The sequence below is a fragment of the Pseudonocardia nematodicida genome (assembly GCF_040105385.1).
Lineage (GTDB): Bacteria > Actinomycetota > Actinomycetes > Mycobacteriales > Pseudonocardiaceae > Pseudonocardia > Pseudonocardia nematodicida.
This window is the reverse complement of the sequence record NZ_JBEDNQ010000002.1, coordinates 523025-545368: the sequence shown is the minus strand read 5'-3', so window position 1 is coordinate 545368 and position 22344 is coordinate 523025. Positions and strand designations below refer to the sequence as shown.

General features: G+C 73.1%; 19 protein-coding genes. 9 read left to right on the top strand and 10 right to left on the bottom strand.

Annotated features, from left to right (window positions below):
• Window positions 1-81: 81 nt before the first annotated feature.
• The 5 genes from WIS52_RS06805 to WIS52_RS06785 form a co-directional block, all read right to left on the bottom strand.
• Window positions 82-1548 (bottom strand): AfsR/SARP family transcriptional regulator, encoded by a 1467-nt coding sequence (locus WIS52_RS06805; protein WP_349297258.1) that lies wholly within the window; start codon window positions 1546-1548, stop codon window positions 82-84.
• Window positions 1545-2732 (bottom strand): macrolide family glycosyltransferase, encoded by a 1188-nt coding sequence (locus WIS52_RS06800; RefSeq protein ID WP_349297257.1) that lies wholly within the window; start codon window positions 2730-2732, stop codon window positions 1545-1547. The genes WIS52_RS06805 and WIS52_RS06800 overlap by 4 nt, the downstream gene beginning before the upstream one ends.
• A gap of 78 nt (window positions 2733-2810) precedes the next feature.
• Entirely contained in the window at window positions 2811-3530 is a 720-nt protein-coding gene (locus WIS52_RS06795) for a class I SAM-dependent DNA methyltransferase (RefSeq protein WP_349297256.1), read from the bottom strand.
• An 8-nt stretch (window positions 3531-3538) separates the two neighbouring features.
• Window positions 3539-4510, bottom strand: coding sequence for an NAD-dependent epimerase/dehydratase family protein (locus WIS52_RS06790; protein WP_349297255.1), 972 nt, complete (start codon window positions 4508-4510; stop codon window positions 3539-3541).
• Window positions 4510-5727 (bottom strand): class I SAM-dependent methyltransferase, encoded by a 1218-nt coding sequence (locus WIS52_RS06785; protein ID WP_349297254.1) that lies wholly within the window; start codon window positions 5725-5727, stop codon window positions 4510-4512. The genes WIS52_RS06790 and WIS52_RS06785 overlap by 1 nt, the downstream gene beginning before the upstream one ends.
• A gap of 138 nt (window positions 5728-5865) precedes the next feature.
• Here WIS52_RS06785 and WIS52_RS06780 point away from each other — a divergent pair, with 138 nt between their 5' ends.
• The gene (locus WIS52_RS06780) at window positions 5866-6975 is read left to right on the top strand and encodes a DegT/DnrJ/EryC1/StrS family aminotransferase (RefSeq protein WP_349297253.1); all 1110 of its coding nucleotides are present in this window, start codon (window positions 5866-5868) and stop codon (window positions 6973-6975) included.
• A 71-nt stretch (window positions 6976-7046) separates the two neighbouring features.
• Here WIS52_RS06780 and WIS52_RS06775 read toward each other — a convergent pair whose 3' ends face one another.
• Genes WIS52_RS06775 through rfbA form a run of 3 tightly spaced genes read right to left on the bottom strand, consistent with a single transcriptional unit; the run spans window position 7047 to window position 9958 of the window.
• Entirely contained in the window at window positions 7047-8474 is a 1428-nt protein-coding gene (locus WIS52_RS06775) for an NDP-hexose 2,3-dehydratase family protein (RefSeq protein WP_349297252.1), read from the bottom strand.
• Window positions 8449-9072 (bottom strand): dTDP-4-dehydrorhamnose 3,5-epimerase family protein, encoded by a 624-nt coding sequence (locus WIS52_RS06770; protein ID WP_349297251.1) that lies wholly within the window; start codon window positions 9070-9072, stop codon window positions 8449-8451. The genes WIS52_RS06775 and WIS52_RS06770 overlap by 26 nt, the downstream gene beginning before the upstream one ends.
• Window positions 9059-9958 (bottom strand): glucose-1-phosphate thymidylyltransferase RfbA, encoded by a 900-nt coding sequence (gene rfbA / locus WIS52_RS06765; RefSeq protein WP_349297250.1) that lies wholly within the window; start codon window positions 9956-9958, stop codon window positions 9059-9061. Before rfbA ends, WIS52_RS06770 begins: the two co-directional genes overlap by 14 nt.
• 637 nt (window positions 9959-10595) lie before the next feature.
• Between rfbA and WIS52_RS06760 the strand changes: the two genes are divergently transcribed.
• The 4 genes from WIS52_RS06760 to WIS52_RS06745 all read left to right on the top strand — a co-directional run bounded on the left by WIS52_RS06760 (window position 10596) and on the right by WIS52_RS06745 (window position 15953).
• Window positions 10596-13355: an AAA family ATPase gene (locus tag WIS52_RS06760; RefSeq protein ID WP_349297249.1), complete on the top strand. Its 2760-nt coding sequence runs from the start codon at window positions 10596-10598 to the stop codon at window positions 13353-13355.
• 156 nt (window positions 13356-13511) lie between these two features.
• Window positions 13512-14864, top strand: coding sequence for an acyl-CoA carboxylase subunit beta (locus tag WIS52_RS06755; protein WP_379611844.1), 1353 nt, complete (start codon window positions 13512-13514; stop codon window positions 14862-14864).
• Window positions 14861-15106: a biotin/lipoyl-binding carrier protein gene (locus WIS52_RS06750; protein ID WP_349297247.1), complete on the top strand. Its 246-nt coding sequence runs from the start codon at window positions 14861-14863 to the stop codon at window positions 15104-15106. The genes WIS52_RS06755 and WIS52_RS06750 overlap by 4 nt, the downstream gene beginning before the upstream one ends.
• A 97-nt stretch (window positions 15107-15203) precedes the next feature.
• Window positions 15204-15953: an alpha/beta fold hydrolase gene (locus tag WIS52_RS06745; RefSeq protein WP_349297246.1), complete on the top strand. Its 750-nt coding sequence runs from the start codon at window positions 15204-15206 to the stop codon at window positions 15951-15953.
• 15 nt (window positions 15954-15968) lie between these two features.
• Here the strand turns inward: WIS52_RS06745 and WIS52_RS06740 are convergent, their stop codons facing one another.
• Together WIS52_RS06740 and WIS52_RS06735 are read right to left on the bottom strand one after the other, a co-directional pair.
• Window positions 15969-17270, bottom strand: coding sequence for a DUF222 domain-containing protein (locus WIS52_RS06740; RefSeq protein ID WP_349297245.1), 1302 nt, complete (start codon window positions 17268-17270; stop codon window positions 15969-15971).
• 115 nt (window positions 17271-17385) lie between these two features.
• Complete coding sequence (locus tag WIS52_RS06735; protein ID WP_349297244.1) at window positions 17386-18207, bottom strand: hypothetical protein; 822 nt, start codon at window positions 18205-18207, stop codon at window positions 17386-17388.
• Between the two features lie 54 nt (window positions 18208-18261).
• Between WIS52_RS06735 and WIS52_RS06730 the strand changes: the two genes are divergently transcribed.
• Genes WIS52_RS06730 through WIS52_RS06715 form a run of 4 tightly spaced genes read left to right on the top strand, consistent with a single transcriptional unit; the run spans window position 18262 to window position 22282 of the window.
• Window positions 18262-18984: an Rv1476 family membrane protein gene (locus tag WIS52_RS06730; protein WP_349297243.1), complete on the top strand. Its 723-nt coding sequence runs from the start codon at window positions 18262-18264 to the stop codon at window positions 18982-18984.
• Between the two features lie 22 nt (window positions 18985-19006).
• On the top strand, window positions 19007-19450 hold the full coding sequence (locus WIS52_RS06725) for a helix-turn-helix transcriptional regulator (protein ID WP_349297242.1): 444 nt from the start codon (window positions 19007-19009) through the stop codon (window positions 19448-19450).
• Window positions 19451-19455: 5 nt separating this feature from the next.
• Window positions 19456-19869, top strand: coding sequence for a VOC family protein (locus WIS52_RS06720; protein ID WP_349297241.1), 414 nt, complete (start codon window positions 19456-19458; stop codon window positions 19867-19869).
• A 55-nt stretch (window positions 19870-19924) separates the two neighbouring features.
• On the top strand, window positions 19925-22282 hold the full coding sequence (locus tag WIS52_RS06715) for an excinuclease ABC subunit UvrA (protein WP_349297240.1): 2358 nt from the start codon (window positions 19925-19927) through the stop codon (window positions 22280-22282).
• The last annotated feature ends 62 nt before the right edge of the window (window positions 22283-22344 follow it).

Genomic DNA, 22344 nt, shown 5'->3' with positions numbered 1-22344 from the left:
GATCACGTCCTCGGCGCGGAACCGGCCACGAACGGCCGGAACCGCGCCGAGATCGTGATCGGATCAGCCCGCCGGCGGGGCTCAGGCCGGGACCGCGGCCGGGCGCGGTAGCGCGACGGCCGGTCTGCGCAGCCGGGCCGCGCTGCGCCGCAACGGCAGTGGCTGCCCCTGCGCCTTCCGCGCGATCCGGACGGCCTCGCGCGGGTTGGTCCGCGACCAGTCGCCACCGAGCAGCAGGCTCAGCAGCTCCAGGCTGTCCTCGTGGTGCAGCGGCCCCACCGGCAGCTGGTCGGCGCCCGAGCGGATCACGAACTCCTCGAGCGGGTCGCGGCTGGTGACGATCAGCCGGGTGTGCGGGCCGCCCGGCACCAGCGGCGCGATCTGGGACTCGTCCACGGCGCCGTCGAGCACGACCAGCAGCCGGCGGCGGGCCACCGTGCTGCGGTAGAGCGCGGTCTTCTCGGCCGGGTCCGCCGGGATGTCGCGCACCCCGAGGGCGCGCAGGAACCGGTCGAGCACGACCGTGGCCGGTACCGGCCCGCCGTCCTCGGTGGTCAGCACGGCGTGCAGCTGGCCGTCCGGGAAGCGGTCGGTCCGGTCGTGTGCCCAGTGCAGCGCGAGCGCGGACTTGCCCATCTCGCGCGGCCCGCACAGCACGACGGCGCCGAGCGAGTCCGGCCCGTCGGCGAGCATGTCGTCGAGCGCGGCCAGCTCGGCCTCCCGCCCGGCGAACGGCAGCGGGCGGCGGGGCAGCTGGGAGGGGATCTCCCCGGCGGGAGCGGCCGGAGCGCCCGGGGCGGCGGGCGCGGGCGCCGAGCCGGCGGAGCCGCCCTGCAGCACGATGTCGTGCACCTCGCGCAGCTGCGCGCCGGGCTCGATACCGAGCTGCTCGACGAGCGCCCGGTGCCCGTCCCGGTAGACCTGCAGCGCCTCGGAGCGGCGGCCGGCCCGGTGGTGGGCGAGCATCAGCCGGGCGCGGGCGCGCTCGCGCAGCGGGTGCTCGGCGACGAGTGCGGTGAGGTCCGTGCTGACCTGGTCGTGCAGGCCGAGCTCGAGCTCGACCTCGGCGAGCGCCTCGGCGGTGTCCACCCGGACGGCCTGCAGCCGCTCGGTGTCGTCGGCCAGGCCGGGCACGTCGGCGAACGGGACGCCCTGCCACAGGGCGAGCGCCTCGCGCATCCGCGCCGCGGCGTCGGCCCGCGCCCCGGCCGCGACGTGCACGCGGGCCTCGGCGACGAGCCGGTTGAACAGCGACCAGTCCGACTCGCTCGCGGTGACCCGGATGACGTAGCCGGGGTTCTCGGTGACGATCACGTCCGGCCCGATGGCCTTGCGCAGCTTGGACACGCAGATCGCGACCTGGCAGCGGGCGCTGGCCGGCGGCCGTCCCTGCCACACGGCGTCGATCAGCCGGTCCACGCTCACCACGCGGTCGGCCTCGAGCAGCAGCTTCGCCAGGACCGCGCGTTCCCGCGGCCCGCCGACCGGCAGCTCGGCGCCGCCGCGCTCCACCCGGACGCGTCCCAGGACGCGGTAGACCGGGGTCACCGGCGCTCGATCTCGTCGGCGGCCCGCACCGCACCACCGGCCGCGGCGATCGCGGTCGCCAGCCCGGCGGCCCGCTCGGTGTAGGTCGGCTCCGCCAGCACCCGGACGATCTCCTTGCCGAGGATCTCCGCGGTGAGCGTCGCCGGGTCGAGCACGGTGCCCGCGCCCAGCTCGGCGGTCCGGCGCACCGCCGGTCCGTCCAACGAGGACCACGGCACGCCGATCACCGGGGTGCCGGACCGCAGCGCCTCCAGCACGGTGCCCATGCCGCCGTGCGACACGCACAGCGCGGCGTGTTCCAGGACCGCGGTGTGCGGGACGAACCGGTGCACCTCGACGTTCGGCGGCAGCTCGCCGAGCGTCGCGGGGTCGAGGGCGTCGGCGACGCTGAGCACCGCGTGCACCGGTTCGTCGCGGATCGCCGCGATGCAGTCGGCGAAGAAGTCCGGGTGCCCGGTGAACACCGCGCCCAGCGAGATCAGCACGATCGGCAGGTCGGTCTCCGGCGGGGTCCAGGTCCCCAGGAAGCTCCGGTCGGCCACGCACGGCCCGACGAACACGAACCGGTCGTCGAAGGTGTCGCCGGCGTACTGGAACTCGCGGGGGGAGGTGACCAGGTTGCACGGCGGGACGTCGAACCAGAGCTGCGCCGCCGGGACGTCGACGCCGTGCTGCGCGCAGAGCTCCCCGAACCGGCCCAGCGCCCGCTCCATCCAGGACGGCGGGGCGGCGGGCCGGGAGAAGGCGGCGGGGGCGTCCGGGTTGTAGGCGGCCTTGAGGTAGGAGAAGTGCTCGTTGGAGGCGAACACCGGGATGTGCTGGACCGCGGGCACCCCGAGGCGGTGGGCCAGCACGCGGCCGGCGAACAGGACCGAGGTGTCGTAGACGACGACGTCGGGTGGCTCCGGCAGCTCCAGTGCCGCGGACACCATCGCCGCGCTCTCCGAGAGCAGCAGGTCGATCAGGAAGCCGGGGTCCTCGGCGGCCGAGCCCTGCACGGTCTCGCGGTAGCGCGAGGGGTAGGTGGCGGCGGTGGCGCCGGCGCCGCTCACGATCTCGACCATGCTCGGCGCGGTGAGGTAGCTGACGCGGTGCCCCCGACCGGCGAGCTCGGTGACCACGGCCAGGCTCGGGATCACGTGGCCGTGGTCCGGGTGGCAGAGGAACAGGATGTGGCGCGGCATGAGTGACGTCCCCGGGGATGCCTCGGTGGTGGACTGGTCACGGGGACGGTATGACCGCCGCGAACCCCCCGGACACCCCTAACGGACCCCTGCCCGGACCCCGACGAACAGGCCGCGTCCGGTAGGGCCCCCGGGCAGGTAGCGGGCCGGGCAGCCGGCGTCGTCGAAGGCCGTGAGGTAGTCCTGTTCGGTCCACAGGCTCAGCAGTTCGATCTCGGTGAACTCGGTGATCCCGCTCGCCTCGCCGATCACGAACCGCAGCTCCATCCGGGTCTTCCCGCCGACCAGTGTGGAGTGCGAGAGCCGGGTGATCGTGCGGTCGGGCGCACGGCTGACGTCGCCGGCGACGTAGCCGTCGATGAACTTCTCCGGGAACCACCACGGCTCGATCGCCAGCACGCCTCCCGGGGAGAGGTGGGCCGCCATCGTCGCGACGGCGTCGCGCATGTCGTCGACCGTGTCGAGATAGCCGATCGAGCAGAACATGCAGGTGACCGCGTCGAAGGTGCGGCCCAGGTCGAAGGAGCGCATGTCGCCGCGGTGCAGCGGGACCCCGGGGACCCGCTCGGCGGCCATCTCGATCATCGGCTCGGCGATCTCCACGCCCTCGCAGTGCTCGACGAACTTCCCGAACTGCTGCAGGTGGATGCCGGTGCCGCAGGCGACGTCGAGCAGCGAGCGGGTGTCCGGCCGCGCGGCGTGGATGTGGCCGAGCACCTCGCGGGCCTCGGCCTCCCAGTCCTTGCCGCGGCTGCGGTAGATCGTCTCGTAGACGTCGGCGTGGTTGCGGGTGAACAAGCGCTCTCCTAGTTCCGGGCGACGTGGGCGACGGTCTCCCGCAGGCCGTCCGCCAGCCCCACGCGCGGGGTCCAGCCGGTGGCCAGGCGGAAGGGCGTCGAGTCCACCGCGATCCCGCGCAGGTCGGCCGCGGTCGCGTAGTCGGGGGCGGGCACCCGCTGCACCGGGACGGGGGGTTTCCCGGTGACGGCCGCGCAGGTCGCGGAGATCCGCTCGAACAGCGTGCCCAGCTCGACGGGCGCGTCCCCGCCGACCAGCCACGCGCGGCCGTCGCGCGGGCCGGGCAGGGACAGCGCGTGCACCAGAGCCGCCGCGGTGTCGGCGACGTGCAGCAGGTCGCGGTCGATCCGGCCGTCGTTCCACATGGTCAGCGGGTCACCGGCGAGCGCGCGGCGCACCATCGCGGTGACCACGCCGCCGCCGGCCGAGCAGCCGGGGGCGGCGGGCGGCCCGTAGAGCGTCGGGAGCCGGACCGGCACCGGCCGCAGCACGCCCCGGCGGCCGGCGTCGAGCAGGATCGCCTCGGCGGCGCACTTGCCGCGGTCGTAGGCGGTCTCCGGATGGTCCGGCTCGGTGCCGGTGACCAGTGTGGACTCGCGCTCACCGACCTGGGCGACCGAGCCCGTCCACACCACCGGCAGCGGGTCGGGTGCGGCGGCCAGCGCCTCGACGACCTCGGTCAGGACCCGGTCCGGTGGGGTGGCGGCCCCCGCCGCGCCCTCCGCGGTGCGCCAGCCGCGGCCGCCGACGGTGTCGATGTCGGCCACCAGGTGGACCACCGCAGAGGCGCCCTCGAGCGCGACCGCGGCGGCGCCGGGCACGCTCAGATCGGCGAGCACGACCTCGACGCCGCAGTCCTCGGGAACGCGGGCGGGGGTGCGGGACACCGCACGGACCGGGTGCCCGCCGGCCCGCAGCGCCCGCACCAGGTGCGAGCCCAGGAAGCCGGAGGCACCCAGCACCACGACCGGGGCGTGCATCAGACCACGTGCACGTCGGGGACGTAGAGGATCCAGCGGCCGCCGGCGTCCCGGAACTCCCGCTCGTTCGCCATGATCTCCTCGGCGTGGTTCCAGGCGAACAGCAGCGCGTAGTCCGGGTAGTCGGCGCGGAACGCCTCCGGGGCGCGCACCGGGATGTGCGATCCGGGGGTGAGCCGGTCCTGCTTGGCCGGGGTCGTGTCGGACACGAACTCGACCAGGTCCGGGCCCAGCCCGCAGAAGTTCGCCACGGTGGCGCTCTTCGCGGTCGCGCCGTAGCCGACCACCCGCTTGCCGTCGGCCTTCAGCTCGGTGAGCAGACTCCGCAGGTCGTCCCGGATCCGCCCGACGGCCTCGCCGAACTCGCGCACCGTCTCCGGCTCGCCGAGCCGGCGCTGCTCCTCCTCGGCCAGCAGCGCGCCGACGGCCGGGGACACCGGGCGGGACCCGGCGCGGGCGACGGTGTAGCGGACCTCGCCGCCGTGCACCGGCAGCCGCTCGACGTCGACCAGGTCGAAGCCGAACTTCCGGGCCAGCGCGCGGACCGAGCGGGCGGTGAACAGGTAGAAGTGCTCGTCGTAGATCTGGTCGAACGAGGTGCGCTCGACGATGTCGCCGAGGTAGGGGTCCTCGAAGACGAAGATCCCGTTCGGGCCGAGCAGCGCGTCGAGCCCGCGGAAGATCGAGTCGAGGTAGGGGATGTGGCAGATCGTGTTCGCCGCGTAGACGACGTCGGCCGGCCCGTCCGCCTCGGCGATCTCGGCCGCGGTGGCCTCCTCGAAGAACGCGGTCCGGACCCGGACACCCTTCGAGCGGGCGACGTCGGCGACCCCGCCGGAGGGGTCGACGCCGAGGTGGCGGACACCGGCGTCGCCGATGGTGGACAGCATGATGCCGTCGTTGCAGCCGATCTCGACGACGAACGGGTCGTCGCCGGTCAGCTCGGTCTCCAGGAAGTGCCGGGCGGTGAGCTCGAAGTGCTTGCGCATCACCGCCGACCCCGAGGAGAAGTACGGGTAGTCCTCGTGGAACATCGCCTCGCGCGGCACCTCTTCGACGAGCTGCGTCATGGTGCAGCTCCCGCACATGCCGACGGCGAGCCGGAAGAAGAACTCCTCCGACCCGTCGTCCGGCAGGCGGAACGCGTCGGACAGCGGCTGCCGTCCGAAGTCGACGAGCTCGGTCACGGCGCCACCGCACGTTCGGCATCCGGTCATGGGCGCCGACGCTAGGGAGACCCCGCGCGCGGGCCAACCCCTGAACGTCGCCCGCACCGCAGCAGGGGAGTGCTAGGGGTTGTCGGGCCCCGCGCCGATGGCCTGTGCTGGATCTTCCCGGACGAGGAGGATTGGCACGTGACGACGCGCGTATGGGACTACCTGCCCGAGTACGCAGAGGAGTCCGAGGACATCCTGGACGCGGTCCGCACGGTGTTCGAGTCCGGTCAGCTGATCCTCGGACCGAGTGTGGCCGGCTTCGAGGAGGAGTTCGCGGCCTACCACGGCATGCCGCACTGCGTGGGCGTGGACAACGGCACGAACGCGATCGTGCTGGGCCTGCGCGCGCTCGGCGTCGGCCCCGGTGACGAGGTCGTGACGGTGTCCAACACCGCGGCGCCGACCGTCATCGCGATCGACCAGATCGGCGCCGTCCCGCGGTTCGTCGACGTGCGCGAGGACGACTACTTGATGGACGTCGGCGCCGTCCGCGACGCCATCACCGAGCGCACGAAGTGCCTGCTGCCGGTGCACCTCTACGGCCAGTGCGTCGACATGGCGCCGCTGCGCGCGGTCGCCGACGAGGCCGGGATCCCGGTGTTCGAGGACTGCGCCCAGGCACACGGCGCCCGGCAGGACGGCCGGCTGGCCGGCACGTTCGGCGACGCCGCGGCGTTCTCCTTCTACCCGACGAAGGTGCTGGGGGCCTACGGCGACGGCGGCGCCACGATCTCGGCGCGGCCGGAGACCGACGCCGCGCTGCGCCGGCTGCGCTTCTACGGCATGGAGGACGTCTACTACGTCGTCGAGACTCCCGGGTACAACGCGCGGCTCGACGCGGTGCAGGCGGAGATCCTGCGGCGCAAGCTGACCCGGCTCGACTCCTACACCGAGGGCCGGCGCGCCGTCGCCGCCCGCTACGCCGAGGCGCTCGGGGACACCGAGCTGGTGCTCCCCACGGTGAACCCGGGCAACGAGCACGTGCACTACGTCTACGTCGTCCGGCACCCGGAACGGGACCGGATCCTCACCGCACTCAAGGCCCACGACATCGCGTTGAACATCAGCTACCCGTGGCCGGTGCACACGATGAAGGGCTTCGCCCACCTCGGCTACGGCGCCGGCGACCTGCCGGTCACCGAGAAGCTGGCCGGCGAGATCTTCTCGCTGCCGATGTACCCGAGCCTGCCGACCTCGGTGCAGGACCGCGTGATCGCGGCGCTGCGCGAGGTCCTCGGCGCGGGTTGAGAACGGTCCCCCGACCGCGGAAGGGCCCCTCACCGATCCTCGGTGAGGGGCCCTTCCGTGTGCTGGGGTGACTAGACGGCCAGGCTGTGCAGGCAGGCCACCAGGGTGCGGGCCTGCACGTTGACGTAGTGGCTGTGCTGGAGCAGGCCCACCAGCTGGTGCAGCGCCAGCCACCGGTGGTCGGGGTGCGCGCCGTCGGGGGTCGTCTCCGGCTCCTCGACGATCAGGTAGCGCACCCGGGCCTCCTGGAAGCGCCCGCCCTCCTCGGACAGCACGGTGTCGAACCGGACCTCCTCGGGGCCGGCGGCGAGCACCCGGTCCAGGAAACGCGGGCGTCGCTCCGGCGGGCCGGGCAGGTAGTTGTCCACCGTGCACTGCACGGTCGGGGCGAGCTCCACGACGTCGAGCAGGCCCGGCTCCACCCGGGCGTGCACCAGCGCGTGCAGGACGCCGTCGATCCGCTTGACCAGCAGCGCGGCGAGCCCGTCGCCCACCGGTTCGAACATCGGCTGGGCCCAGCGCTTCACCTCCCGTCCGCCGGCGCGGACGTCGATCCCGACGACCCGGAAGTGCCGGCCCTGCTCGTGGGAGATCTCGCCGTCGCGGCGCACCCAGCGCTCGAGCTGGTTGAGCGGCACCGGGGTCGCGACGATCTCGTGCCGGGTGCGCGCGTCGGTGATCCAGCTGAGGATCTCGGCGGGTTCGTGCCGTGTCGTGGCGCCGGAGTCACAGGACCGTGCGACCGCGGCGGTGAAGGGGTCGGCGCCGGATCCGAGCAGGTCCGCCGCGCCCGGGCCCGCGATCGGCAGGCAGGACAGTACGGTCCGCAGGTCCATGTTCACCGTGTCGGTCTCGGCGAGCAGCGCGTGCACCTGGGCCAGGGTCAGCCAGCAGAAGTCCTCGTGCGGTTCCGGGACCGGCTCGCCGGTCACGTCGACGATCATGTTCCGGTTGCGCTTCTGCAGGAACCAGGCGCCCTGCTCGGACTGCCGGACGTCGGCCACGACCCGGCGCCCGTCCAGGTCCCGGAAGAACTCCAGATAGGGCACCGAGCGTCCCTTGTGGACCTGGGTGTAGTTGCTCCGGGTGGCCTGGACGGTCGGGGAGAGCTGCACGCCGTTGCAGTTGCCCGGCTCGACCTTGCCCTGCACCAGGCAGTGCAGGACGCCGTCGAACTCGCGCACCAGCAGGCCCAGGATCCCGACCTCGGGCTGGTTGATGATCGGCTGCGACCAGTGCGGGACTGGTCCGGCCGGGTACTGCACGTCGAGGCCCTCGACGGTGAAGAACTTGCCGGAGACGTGGCCGATGTTGCCGGTGCCGCGGTGCACCGTCCAGCCGTCCAGGTCGTCCAGCGGCACCCGCTCGACGACGGTGTGGTTGCGCTGCGCGCAGTCGTCGTACCAGCGCCGGTACTCCGCGTCGGAGGTGAGCCCGGAGCCGGCGGAGGCCGACCGTGCGATCCGGAGATCGCTACTGGCGGGCAGGGCGAGCGACATGCGGCACCTCCGGGTAGTGGGGCAGCAGCCCGCGCTCGGCGGCGCCGCGCAGCGTCGGGGCATCGCGGTCGCGGGCGGACAGGATCGGGTCGGCGCCGGCCGGCCAGGGCAGCGCGAGCTCGGCGTCGAGCGGGTGCACCGTCCGTTCGGCCTCCGGGTCGTAGCTCGTCGAGACCAGATAGGACATGACGGTGTCGTCGGCGCGGGCCGCGAACGCGTGGCCGGTGCCCGGGGGGAAGTAGAGGGCGCGGAAGGACTCGTCGTCCATCTCGACGGCGTCCCAGGCCCCGAAGGTCGGCGACCCGACGCGCAGGTCGACGACCAGGTCCAGGGCCCGGCCGCGCGAGCAGTGCACCAGCTTCTCCTGGCCGAGTACGAAGTGGACGCCCCGGATCACCCCGGCGGCGGACCGGTTCTGGTTGGTCTGGACCACCGGCAGTGGGTGGCCGACGGCCTCGACGAAGGCCGGCTCCTGGTACGGGGAGACGAACACCCCGCGGGCGTCGCCGTGCACCGGCGGCGCGAACTCCCACGCCCCCTCGACGGCCAGTGGGCGGCCCCGGACGCCACCGGGCAGCTCGATCTCAGAAGAGGTCATCGGACACCCCCGGATGGCCGTGCTCGACCGCGATCGCCCGCACGTAGCGCCCGTAACCGGTGTCGCCGAGCTGCTCCCCGAGCGTGTAGCAGTGCGCGGCGTCGATGAAGCCCATCCGCAGCGCCACCTCCTCCAGGCACGCGATCCGCACCCCTTGCCGGTGCTCGAGGGTCTGCAGGTACTGGCCGGCCGCCAGCAGCGAGTCGTGCGTGCCGGTGTCCAGCCAGGCGAACCCCCGCCCCAGGTCCACCAGCTGCGCGTCGCCGCGCTCCAGGTAGACCCGGTTGACGTCGGTGATCTCCAGCTCGCCCCGGGGGGACGGGCGGATGTTCTTGGCGATGTCGACGACGTCGTTGTCGTAGAAGTACAGCCCGGTGATGGCCCGGTTGGACCTCGGACGGGCCGGCTTCTCCTCGATGTCGACCAGCCGGCCGCCGGCGTCGGTGACGGCGACGCCGTAGCGCTCCGGGTCACCGACCGGGTAGCCGAACAGGACGCAGCCCTCGACGTCGGCGGCGGTGCGCTCGAGGATCTCGGCGAACCGCGGTCCGTGGAAGATGTTGTCGCCGAGCACCAGCGCCGCGGTGTCGTCTCCGACGTGGTCCGCGCCGATGACGAAGGCGTCGGCCAGGCCGCGGGGCTCTGGCTGCTCGGCGTAGGTCAGCTCGAGGCCGAGCCGGCTCCCGTCGCCGAGCAGGCTGCGGAACTGCGGCAGGTGGTCCGGGGTGGAGATCAGCAGGATCTCCCGGACCCCGGCGAGCATCAGCACCGACAGCGGGTAGTAGACCATCGGCTTGTCGTAGACCGGCAGCAGCTGCTTGGACACGGACAAGGTCACCGGGTGCAGCCGCGTCCCGGCACCGCCGGCGAGCACGATCCCCTTCACGAGAGTGAAGCCTAGGAACCCCCTCGCCCCGCGCGGACCCCCGGAGACGGCCCTTCAGGGGCCCGACAGGGGTTCGTCGCCCGAACGGGATAGGGGATCGCGAATGCTAGGGGCCCGGCGCCGGCGGCATGCCGGCATTGCCGCCGGAGCGATTCGCCGCCATTTTCTCCGTCGTGCCGAAAATGCTGGAAAAATGGCACGCCGGCGACCCGGACGGATCGGCCGGGTGTGGGTGACGGAAGGCGTCGGACGGTCTCCGAGCCGGTCACGATGCGTGTGATCCCACCCTGGATCGGGTGACACTGTCCGCCACGGCCGTGAGCAACCGCCACTCGGCAAGCGTTTACTATGATCTACGTCTCACTTGATAGGAGGTTGCAAAGAGGGGCGCTCAAGTGCAGACGGGTGAATTCCTGGTGAAATCGCGCCCCCACGGCAGGTGTCTGTCCATCAGGGACCTGCGACGACCGGTGGAATCCCTGGTGAGATCGGCCGGAATGTCCGTCGTGGAGTTGATCGTCCCCATTGACCCGGTTAGTCTCGTGACGAGACACGGCCCCGGAATTCGTGATTCCGATTCTTCTCTGTGCACTGCGCCGGGGTGTCGAATTCATGAGGTCTCCGGGGGGAGAGGATCATGGCGGTCGTCGAGCGCGCAGCGGAGTTCCGTGCGCTGCACTCGGCCTACGACGACGTCCTGGCCGGCCGAGGCCGGCTCGTGCTCGTCAGTGGCCCACGGTCGAGCGGGCGGACCACGGTCGTGCGCCGTTTCGCCGAGCAGGTCGAGGAGAAGGGTGCGCTGGTCCTGACCGCGACCGGCTCGCGGATGGAACAGGACGTCAGCGGCGGTCTGCTCTGCCAGCTGGTGACCGGCGCGACGCTGCCGCCGGGTATCGCCGGGGTCGTCGACGACCTCGTGCTGACCGACCGGTCCGACCCGCACGGGCCGGAGCGACTGCCGGAGATCCGCCGGCTCTGCGTCGGTCTCGTCGAGCTGGCCGCGCGCCGGCCGATCGTGCTCGTGGTCGACGACCTGGAGCTCGCGGACGACTTCAGCACCCGGGCGCTGCTCTACCTGCAGCGTCGCGCCGACGCCGTCCCGATCATGATCGTGCTCGCGGTCACCGATCCGTCACCGCCGGCCCAGGACCTGCTGCGTACCGAGGTCAGCCGGCAGGTGGGCTTCGCCCGGATCCGGCTCTCACCGCTGACGCTGGGCGGCGTGCGCGAGCTCGTCGCGACGGACCTGGGCGACGCCTACGCCCGTGAGCAGGCCCCCAGCTACCACCAGACGACCGGCGGCAACCCCAGGCTGGTGCGGGCGCTCGTCGCCGACCACCTGCACAGCCCGGGGGAGGGCGTGACGACGGGCGAGGCCTTCCACGACGCCGTCCTGTCCTGCCTGCACCGCGGCGACCCCACGCTGCCGGCGGTGGCCCGCGCGGTCGCCCTGCTCGGCGAGGAAGCGACCTGCGAACGCGTGATCCGGCTGCTCGACGAGCGCCCGACCGTCGTGCAGCGGGCGCTGGTCGCGCTGGGGCAGGCCGGCCTGCTCGTCGACCTGCGGTTCCGTCATCCCGACGCGCGCGACGCCGTGCTCGAGCAGGCCCCGCACGACGAGCTGGCCGAGGGGCGGCAGGCCAGCGCGATGCTGCTCTACCGCGACGGCATCCCGGTCTCCCGGGTGGCCGAGCTCCTGGTCGAGGCGGGCGAGCCGTGCCCGGAGGACGCGGTGCACCTGCTCCGGGAGGCGGCCGTCCAGCTGGTCTCCCAGGGGGAGCGCCATCGCGCGGCCGAGGCGCTCGACCTCGCCCTCTCCGCGCTGGCGCCGGGCGACCCGGAGCGGGCCGCGGTGCTCGCGGAGCTCGCCACGGTGCGGTTCAGCACCTCGCCGGCCTGCGTCCTGCCGCTGCTCCCCGAGCTCGAGGCCGTCGCCGACCGGCTGCGGCCGGGCGACCTGCTCACCCTGCTGTGGTGCCAGCTGTGGCACGGCAGGGAGAGCGCCGCCGCGCGGACCCGCCGGTTGCTCGACGAGCAGGAGCTCGCCGACGCCCGCCGGGCCGACCGCCGTGCGCTGCGCGGCTGGATCCGGGTCGTGCACCCGGACCTGCCCGGCTCCGAGGCCGTCACGTCCGACGTCGCGATCGGACGGCTGGCGGCGGCGGGGGCCGCCGGGCGGTCCGCGCAGGGTGCCGTGCCGGACATGGTCCCCGGCCTGGCCGCCGAGCGTCCGCTGCGCGCGGCGCTGCTCACGCCGACCCCGCCGGAGCTGCTGGCGATGAGCCTGGTCTCGCTGGTGCGCCTGGGGCGGCTCAACCGCGCCGAGCACTGGTGCGCCGTGCTGATCGCGCACGCCCGTGAGGCCGGTGCACAGCGGACGCTGGCCGTGCTGCACACCGTGAAGGCCGAGATCGCGGTCCATCGCGGACACCTGGTCGAGGCCGGCGAGATCGCCACGCGGGCCCTCGAGGAGATGCCCGAGCAGCACTGGGGGGTGGCGCTCGCGACTCCGCTGTCGGTCGCGGTCGGATCCGCGGCCGCCCTCGGCCGGGTGGACACCGCGGAGTCGCTGCTGGAGATCCCGGTGCCGAGGGAGACCCGGCGGACCTCGCACTGGCTCGGCTACCTGCGTGCCCGCGGTCAGGCGCGCCTCGCGGCGGGCCGCCCGGCAGCCGCCGAGGCCGACTTCAACGCCTGCGGTGAGCTGGCCGCGCGGTGGGACCTCGACCTGCCGGCCTGGCTGCCCTGGCGGGGCGACCTCGCCCGGACCCAGCTCGAGCTCGGGCGGCACGACGTCGCCGTGGACCTGATCGCCGCCCAGCAGGCCCGGCCCACCGGGGAGGCCCCGATGGTGCGCGCGGTCGCCCTGCGGGTGCTGGCCGGCGCCCGCGAGCCGGGAGCCCGTCCGGAGCTGTTGCGGGAGTCGGCCGGCCTGGCCCACCGGGTCGGAGCCCGGTTCGACGAGATGCTCGCGCTGGCCGCGCTGAGCTCGGCACACCACGACCTCGGGGATCCCGAGCGGTCGCGGTCGACGGCCCGGCGCGCGATGGACGCGGCGCGGGAGTGCCGGGCGGAGCGGGCCTGCCTGGCCCGGCTCCCCGCCGGCGCGGTCGAGGACCGGGCCGGGGCGGCCCCGGTTCCCGCGGACGCGATCGACATCGCTCCCCTGTCCTCCCCGGACGCGCTGAGCGACGCCGAGCAACGGGTCGCCCTGCTGGCGGCTCAGGGCAAGAGTAACCGGGAGATCAGCCGGGCCCTCTACATCACGGTGAGCACCGTCGAGCAGCACCTGACCCGGGTGTACCGCAAGCTCGAGGTCCGCGGCCGGGTGGGGCTGCGCGAGGTGATCGCCATGGAGCCCGGGCACGGTCCGGCGGCGCTGGTCGCGGAGGTATAGGGGGCGGTTTTCAGGGGCCGGGCAGGGGATGGCCGGGGCCCGCCGCACTGGGAGGCTCGTCACATGTCCCTGGAAGCCCCTGCGTCTCCGGAAGCCACCGCGTCCCCGGACGCTACTGCGTCCCGTGAAGCTACCGGGGTCGCGCCCACCGATGCCGTGCACCGTCTGGAGCTCTTCTTCGATCCGGGTAGCTGCGAGCTGCTGACCCCCGACGACGGCGTCGGCGCCCGTGCCGCCCGCGGTCTCGTGGCCGGGACGCCGGCGTACGCGTTCGGCACCGAACCCGCCCGGCGCGGCGGCGCCGTCGGCAGCGCGGAGTGCGCGGTGATCGCCGGCGCGATCGACGACGCGTGCGACGCCGGCGCTCCGGTGATCGGGCTCTGGCACTCCGGCGGTGCCCGGCTCGACGAGGGCGTCCGGTCACTGGAGGGCGTCGGGTCGATCTTCTCGGCTATGGTGCGCGCCTCGGGCCGGGTGCCGCAGATCTCGGTGATCCTCGGGCCGGCCGCGGGCGGCGCGGCCTACGGGGCGGCGCTGACCGACGTCGTGATCCAGGCCGACGCCGGCCGGATGTTCGTCACCGGACCGGACGTCATCCGGCAGGTGACCGGCGAGGTGGTCGGGATGCGCGACCTCGGCGGACCGGAGGTCCACGACGAGCGCTCCGGCGTCGCGCACGTGACGACCGGGTCGTCGCTGGAGGCCCTGTCGGTGGCCCGGGAGCTGACGACGCTGCTCGCCGGGACCCCCGGCCGCACCGCCGAGCCTGGTCCGCGCCCCGCGCTGCGTACGGCCCTGCCGGAACGCGCCGTGCGGGCCTACGACGTCGGACCCCTGCTGGACGGCCTGCTCGACGACCCGGGCGTGGAGCTGCAGCCAGGCCGGGCGCCGAACCTGGTGACCCGCCTCGGCCGCCTCGGCGGCCGCCCGGTCGGCGTCGTCGCGAACAATCCGATCCGGCTGGGCGGCTGCCTCAATGCGGCCGCCTCGGAGAAGGGCGCCCGGTTCGTGCGGATGTGCGACGCGCTCGGGATCCCGCTGGTGGTCGTCGTGGACGTGCCCGGCTACCTGCCCGGCGTCGCCGAGGAGCACACCGGCGTGCTGCGGCACGGCGCCAAGCTGCTGCACGCGTTCGCCGGTGCCCGGGTGCCGCGGGTGACGCTGGTGACCCGCAAGGCGTTCGGCGGGGCCTACCTGGCGATGAACGCCCGCTCGATGGGGGCGACCGCGGTCTACGCCTGGCCGACGGCCGAGGTCGCCGTGATGGGCGCGGAGGCGGCGGTGGACATCCTGCACCGGCGCAAGCTCGCGGCGGCGACCGACGAGGATCGGCCCGGGCTGCGGGCCGGGCTGGTCGCCGAGCAGCGCGACACCGGGACCCTGGAGCGGCTGGCCGCGCACGGGGTGCTGGACGGCGTGATCGAACCCGAGGAGACCCCGGCAGTGCTCTTCCGCGCCCTCGAGCAGGCCGGCGGCGGCCGCTCCGACCAGCGGAACATCCCGTTGTGAGCACGACGAACGGGAGCGGCCCGCAGACCGCCGCCGCCGTCGTGCGGTCCGAGCTGCCCGGAACGGTGCTGACGGTCGCCGTCGCACCCGGCGACCGGGTCGACGCCGGCGACGAGGTGTGCCTGCTGGAGTCGATGAAGATGGAGATCCCGGTGCTGGCGCCGGCGGCGGGGACGGTGACCCGGGTGCTCGTGCGTCCCGGTGACGCGGTCGCGACGGGTGCGGTCGTGGTGCAGCTCTAGGGGCGGCCTCGAGGGGCACGTGGGGGTAGTTCGATCATGCGGCGACGACCCTCAGGTACCCCTCGCGGCTCCATGGGGCGCTTGCGACGATCTCTTCATGCCTCTGCACGTCCATCGGGGTGGCGCGCCCGACGGTGCGCCCGTTCTCGCGCTGCACGGTGTCACCGGTCATGGCGCCCGCTTCCGTCCACTGGTCGATGCTCTCGGTCACCGGCGCTGGATCGCGCCCGACCTGCGCGGACACGGCCACTCGCCGTGGACGCCGCCGTGGAGCCTGGAACAGCACGTCGCCGACGCCGTGGAGGTCCTCGACCGGGAGGGGATCGAGCGGGCCGACGTGGTCGCGCACTCCTTCGGTGGTGCGATCGCGGCGCACCTGGCGGGGACGGGCAGGGTCCGCCGGCTGGTCCTGCTCGACCCCGCCCTCGGCCTGGACCCTCACGACATGCTCGACCGGGCCGAGGACACCCGCCGCGACGAGGTCTGGACCACGCCGGACGACGCCCGCGCGGCCAAGGCCGGTGACTGGGCCGGGGTGGACGGCGCGCTGGTCGACGCCGAGGTCGAGGCCCACCTCGAGGCCTCCGGCGACAAGTGGCGCTGGCGCTATTCCCGCGCCTCGGTGGTCGCGGCCTGGTCGGAGATGGCGCGCCCGGCCGTCGTCCCGGGAGTGCCGATGTTGATCATTCCGGCGACGAGAGCGGACTTCGTCTCCGACGACTGGCTCGCCGCCTGCCGTGCGGAACTGGGGGAGGAGCTGACCGTGTCGCCGATGGACACCGGGCACATGGTGTACCTGGAGCGTCCGGACGAGGTGGCCGCGCTGCTGAAGGAGTTCCTCGGCTGAACGCCGCACGACCGGCTATCCGGGCGGTGCGTTCGGGTAGGTGTGTCCGGTGGGCGTGGTGGTCTGGACGCCGTCGGGGGTGTGTTCGACGGTCCATCCGGGTTGTTCGCGCAGGTAGTTGTGGAACTCGCAGGTTCCGCGGCCCTGGTCGAGGGTGGTGGTGCCGTGGTCGGCGGCGCGGGTGATGTGGTCGATGTGGCGGATGGGGGCGTCGCAGTAGGCCTCGGTGCAGCGGTTGCGGGTTCGGGCGCGGATGAGTTCGTCGAGGAAGCGGGTGAAGCGGCGTTGCCGGGTGTCTCCGCCGATGACGACGCCCTTGCGGGTGATGAGCCGGCGTAGCGTCGTGCGGCCTTTGTTGGTGGCGAGCAGGTCGGCCGGGACGGGCCCGTAGCCGGGGATCTCGGCGGGAAGTGGGCTGTCCGGGTCGATCAGTGCCTCGACCGGCACGATGACCTGGACGTGCAGGTCGATGTCGGTGGCGTGGGTCTTGCCGGTGAGGCGTTCGACGAGGGTGTCGGCCATGACCTGCCCCCGGGTGCGGGGCAGCGGCTCGGGGCTGGCCGAGAGGTCGCGGTGAGCCTTGTCCAACGCGGCCACGCAGCCGACGGCCTGCTCGACGGGCAGGTGGGCGGTCAGGAACGCCATCCCGTCGGCGGCGGGGCGCACGGTGACCCGGCGCGTGTTCTTCGCGGCCTCGCAGCGCTGGGCGAAGTCGGCCGGGGCGATCTCGGCGACCAACCGCCGGGCCAGATCCCGCAGCCGCCCGATCCCGAGCCGGGTCAGGTCGTGTTCGGCCAGGCGCCGGTCGAGTTCGGCGCGCTGGTCGGGGGTCAAGGTGTCGGCGGCGGTGACGATGGCCGCGATCTTGTCGGCGTCGAGTTCGCCGGCGAGGAACAGGGCGTGGAGGTGGTCGAACCCGTTGTGCAGGTCGCGGGCGACGCGCATCCGGGTGCGGCCCTGGTGGACCGAGGTGCGGCAGGCGAGGGCGATCTGGGCGGCGACACTGCGTTCGAGCTTGTCCGGGTCGAGTGTTTCGGCGGCCTGGGCGCCGGGTGTGTCGAGGCGCGCGGCGACGTGGGTGCGGGCGAAGTCGTGGGCGGTGTCGTGCAGGGCGGCGTCGAGGCGGTTGAGCTGGGTCTTGATCCGGCGGATCCGGTCGATGCTCTCGGGGGCGGTGCGCCCGGTGCCGGTCGAGGCCAGGAGCCGATCGAGGGCTGCTTCGACGAAGACCAGGTCGAGGTCGTCGTCGGGGAAGGTGGGCAGCTCCTCGTCGTCCGGGTCGAGTGCCCAGATCGGGGGTTCGAGGACCGCGGTCATACGCCCCATCCTACTCGAACACGTGTTCGTTGTCACAGAATTATTTGCACGTGCAAATTTCTTAGCGCCGCTCTATTCGGTGTCTCGAAAGCCATCGGCGTCCGGAGCGCGCCCCTCAGGCTCCCTCGACGTCGACCCGCTCCGCGCCGGTGGGCTCGGGCTCGTTCCCACGCCGCAACGCCTCGGCGACGTCGTCGCGCACCCGGCCGCTCTCCGACCAGCCGGTCACCTCCCAGGCGTGCACCAGTGGGGCCGCGCGGTTCTGCCGCGCCTCCACCACCCACGGCCGTCCGGTCATCGCCCGCCAGCCGATCACGACGCCGATGACGACGAACTGCAGCGCCAGCAGCAGCCCGGGGAGGACGACGAACACGGTGAGGAACACGGCGACGCCGATCGCGATGGCGATCAGGACCCACCAGAACACCTTGACCAGCAGTGACCCACCGGCGCCGACGCCGGCCAGCAGACCGCCCGCCGCGCCACCGCCACCCCCGCCGCGGCTTCCGCTGCCGCCCCCGCCGCGGGTGCCGCTCCCGCCGCCGGAGCGCGCACCGCTCCCGCCGAACACGGAGCCGCCGGACCCGCCCGAGCCCGAGCCGCCGGAACCCCACGAGCCGCCGCTCCAGCCGCGTCCGCCGGTCGGCAGCACGATCGGCCCGCTGTACCGGCTGCGGGGACGGTGCCAGTGGCTGTCGACGTCGCGGTAGCGGGCTGGTGGCTCGCGCAGGACCGTCCGGTCGGGCACCGGGCGATCACGGACGACGCGGTGCCGCTCGGTCTCGCTCGGTGGCTCGGATGCGGCGACGGGCCGGCGCACGGCGGGTTCGTAGAACTGCTCGCCCCCACCCATGCCGAACCGGAACCCCCGGTACCGCGGCGGTCCGAAGAGGAATTTCCGGCCGATGACCCACTGCATGCCGTCCGGGTCCCTCACGTACCGTTCCCGCATCGCCCGACCTCCGCTTCGCCGACCGTCGGAGAGGATCTCATGCCGACCCTGCAGCCCGGGCCCGACGTCGACGCGATCGTGACCGACCTCGCCGACAACGGTGTCGCCGCGCCGGGTGACCAGAGTGGACTCGCCGCCGTCGTCGACTCCGCCGCGGCCGATCACGATCTGGCGCTGTCGGTGGTGGTCGTGCCGGAGCCGGCCGGCGGGGACGAGCTGTTCGCGATGGCCAGGTCGCTGCTCGAGGAACGCGGCGGCACCGTGCTGGTGCTCGGCCCGGAGAACAGCGCCGCCGCGAGCGACAGCTACCCCGACGCGGGGGACGCGGTCGAGGGACTGCCCCTCGGGGACGTGGCGGCGGCCGAGACGTTCGTCGCCGAGCTGACCGACCCCGGTCCGCCGATCCTCGGGATCACCGTCACCGTCGTGCTCCTGCTCGGGGTCGCGTTGGTCGCCGGCCGCTGGTGGGAGCAGCGCCGCCGGCGTCGCCGGGACGCCGCGGCGCTCGCCGAGGAGGGCGCGGTCATGCGCGACGAGGTCGCCGACATGGCCGACGAGATGCTCGACATCGAGTCGCGGACCGCCCTGCTGCAGGACGAGAGGCTGGGGACCGAGTACAGCTCGCTGGCCGTCGAGTACCGCGACCTGATCCACGCGGTCGAGCGCGACCCGGCGACCCGGCGGGCCGCCGACGCGCTGGCGGCCCGGGTGCGTGCGGCGCACGAGCGGGTCCGGGCACTGGACGTCGCGACCCGCACCTGACCCGTGTGGCACCATCACCCGCGTGACCAGCAGGGATGACGTGCGCCTGCGTGATCTGGCACGCCTGCGCCGGGTGCGGGACCGGATCGACCGCGAGTACGCGCACCCGCTGGATGTCGAGTCGCTGGCCCGCGGCGAGCACATGTCGGCCGGGCACCTGTCCCGGGAGTTCCGGCGGGCCTACGGCGAGTCGCCCTACAGCTACCTCATGACGCGGCGGATCGAGCGGGCGATGGCGTTGCTGCAGCGCGGCGAGCTGTCGGTCACCGAGGTGTGCTTCGCCGTCGGCTGCTCGTCGCTCGGGACATTCAGCACCCGGTTCTCCGAGCTGGTCGGCGTCCCACCGAGCGTGTTCGCCCGGCGACCGGGCGGAGCGACCGAGGGCATCCCGGCCTGCGTGGCCAAGAAGATCGCCCGACCGGTCAGGAATCGAGAAGTCCGGGGCGGCGGATCGGTCCTAGCGTGAACGCCATGGACATCAGCATCCACACCACGTTCCTCCCGCACGACGACCCGGCCGCCGCACTCGCCTTCTACCGCGACGCCCTCGGGTTCGAGGTCCGCAACGACGTCGAGTACGGCGGCCTGCACTGGATCACCGTCGGCCCGGCCGGGCAGCCGGGGACGTCGATCGTGCTCGCCCCGCCCGGCGCCGACCCCGGCATCACCGACGACGAGCGGCGCACGATCAGCGAGATGATGGCCAAGGGGACCTACGCCACCGTCGTACTGGCCACCCCGGACCTCGACGCGGTGTTCGACCGGATGCAGGCGGCCGACGGCGTCGAGGTGGTCCAGGAGCCGACCGACCAGCCCTGGGGGGTGCGGGACTGCGCGTTCCGGGACCCCTCGGGCAACCACGTCCGGATCAACGAGCAGCGGTGACGGTAACGTTCTCAGTACGCCGTACGATGATGCGTCGCGACCCCAGGGAGAGCCGATGACCAGTCACGCCGCCGACAGCCACGACCTCATCCGCGTGCACGGAGCGCGGGAGAACAACCTCGCCGACGTGAGCGTCGAGCTGCCGAAGCGGCGGCTGACGGTGTTCACCGGTGTCTCCGGCTCCGGAAAGAGCTCGCTGGTCTTCGCCACGATCGCCGCCGAGTCCCAGCGGATGATCAACGAGACCTACAGCACCTTCGTCCAGGGCTTCATGCCGACGCTGGCCCGGCCGGACGTCGACCTGCTCGACGGCCTGACCACCGCGATCATCGTCGACCAGGAGCGGATGGGCGGCGACGTCCGCTCCACGGTCGGCACCGCGACCGACGTCGGCGCGCTGCTGCGGATCCTGTTCAGCCGGGTCGGGCAGCCCTACGTCGGCTCGGCGAAGGCGTTCTCGTTCAACGTCGCCTCGATCAGCGGGTCCGGCGCGGTGACGATCGAGAAGGGCGGCCGGCAGACCAAGGAACGCCGGTCGTTCGAGATCATCGGCGGTGCCTGCCCGCGCTGCGAGGGCCGGGGCAACGTCTCCGACTTCGACCTCACCGCCCTGTACGACGACACCAAGTCGATCTCCGAGGGCGCGCTGACGATCCCGAACTACTCGGTCGACGGCTGGTACGGCCGGATCTTCGCCAACTCCGGCTTCTTCCCCGGCGACAAGCCGATCAACACCTTCACCAAGCCGCAGCTGGACGCCCTGCTCCACAAGGAGCAGACCCGGATCAAGGTCGACGGCATCAACGTCACCTTCGAGGGCCTGATCCCGCGGATCGAGAAGTCGTTCCTGTCCAAGGACCGGGAGGCGATGCAGCCGCACATCCGGGCCTTCGTCGACCGGGCGATCGTGTTCCGGACCTGCCCCGACTGCGACGGCACCCGGCTGTCCGAGCTGGCCCGGTCGTCGAAGATCAACGGCATCTCCATCGCCGACGCCTGCGCGATGCAGATCTCGGACCTCGCGGACTGGGTGCGGGACCTGGAGGAACCGTCCGTGGCGCCGCTGCTCACGTCGTTGCGGGACACCCTCGACTCGTTCGTCGAGATCGGGCTCGGCTACCTGAGCCTGGACCGGCCGTCGGGCACGCTGTCCGGCGGCGAGGCCCAGCGCACCAAGATGATCCGGCACCTCGGGTCGTCGCTCACCGACGTCACCTACGTCTTCGACGAGCCCACCATCGGGCTGCACCCGCACGACATCGCCCGGATGAACGACCTGCTGCTGCGGCTGCGGGACAAGGGCAACACCGTGCTCGTCGTCGAGCACAAGCCGGAGACGATCGCGATCGCCGACCACGTCGTCGACCTCGGCCCGCGGGCCGGTTCCGACGGTGGCCACGTCGTGTTCGAGGGCACCGTCGAGGGGCTGCGGTCCTCGGGAACGCTCACCGGCCGGCACTACGACGACCGCGCCGCGCTCAAGGAGACGGTGCGGACCCCGAGCGAGGCGATGGAGATCCGCGGCGCGGACCTGCACAACCTGACCGGCGTCGACGTCGACGTCCCGCTCGGCGTGCTGTGCGTCGTCACCGGGGTGGCCGGGTCGGGCAAGAGCTCGTTGATCCACGGCTCGGTGGCCGGCCGGGACGGCGTCGTGGTGGTCGACCAGGGCGCGATCAAGGGGTCCCGGCGCAGCAACCCGGCCACCTACACCGGGCTGCTGGAGCCGATCCGCAAGGCGTTCGCCAAGGCCAACGGGGTCAAGCCCGCGCTGTTCAGCGCGAACTCCGAGGGTGCCTGCCCGAACTGCAACGGCGCCGGCGTCGTCTACACGGACCTGGCGATGATGGCCGGCGTCGCCACCCCGTGCGAGGTGTGCGAGGGCAAGCGGTTCGACGCCTCGGTGCTGGAGTACAAGTTCGGCGGGAGGGACATCTCGGAGGTGCTCGGCATGTCGGTCGCCGAGGCCGAGAAGTTCTTCGGTGCGGGGGAGGCCCGTACCCCGGCCGCGCACAAGATCCTCGAGCGGCTCGCCGACGTCGGGCTCGGCTACCTCAAGCTCGGCCAGCCGCTGACCACGCTGTCCGGCGGGGAGCGGCAGCGGCTCAAGCTCGCCGTGCACATGGGGGAGAAGGGCGGGGTCTACGTCCTCGACGAGCCGACGACGGGGCTGCACCTGGCCGACGTCGAGCAGCTCCTCGCGCTGCTGGACCGGCTCGTCGACTCCGGCAAGTCGGTGATCGTGATCGAGCACCACCAGGCTGTCATGGCGCACGCCGACCGGATCATCGACCTCGGACCCGGGGCCGGGCACGACGGCGGGAAGCTGGTCTTCGAGGGCACCCCGGCCGAGCTCGTGGCCGACCGGTCGACGCTGACCGGGCAGCACCTGGCCGAGTACGTGGGGGCGTGATCTCCGTTCCTCATTACTGAGGAGACGACGAAACGCCGATCCGGGACAGGACGACAGGGAGG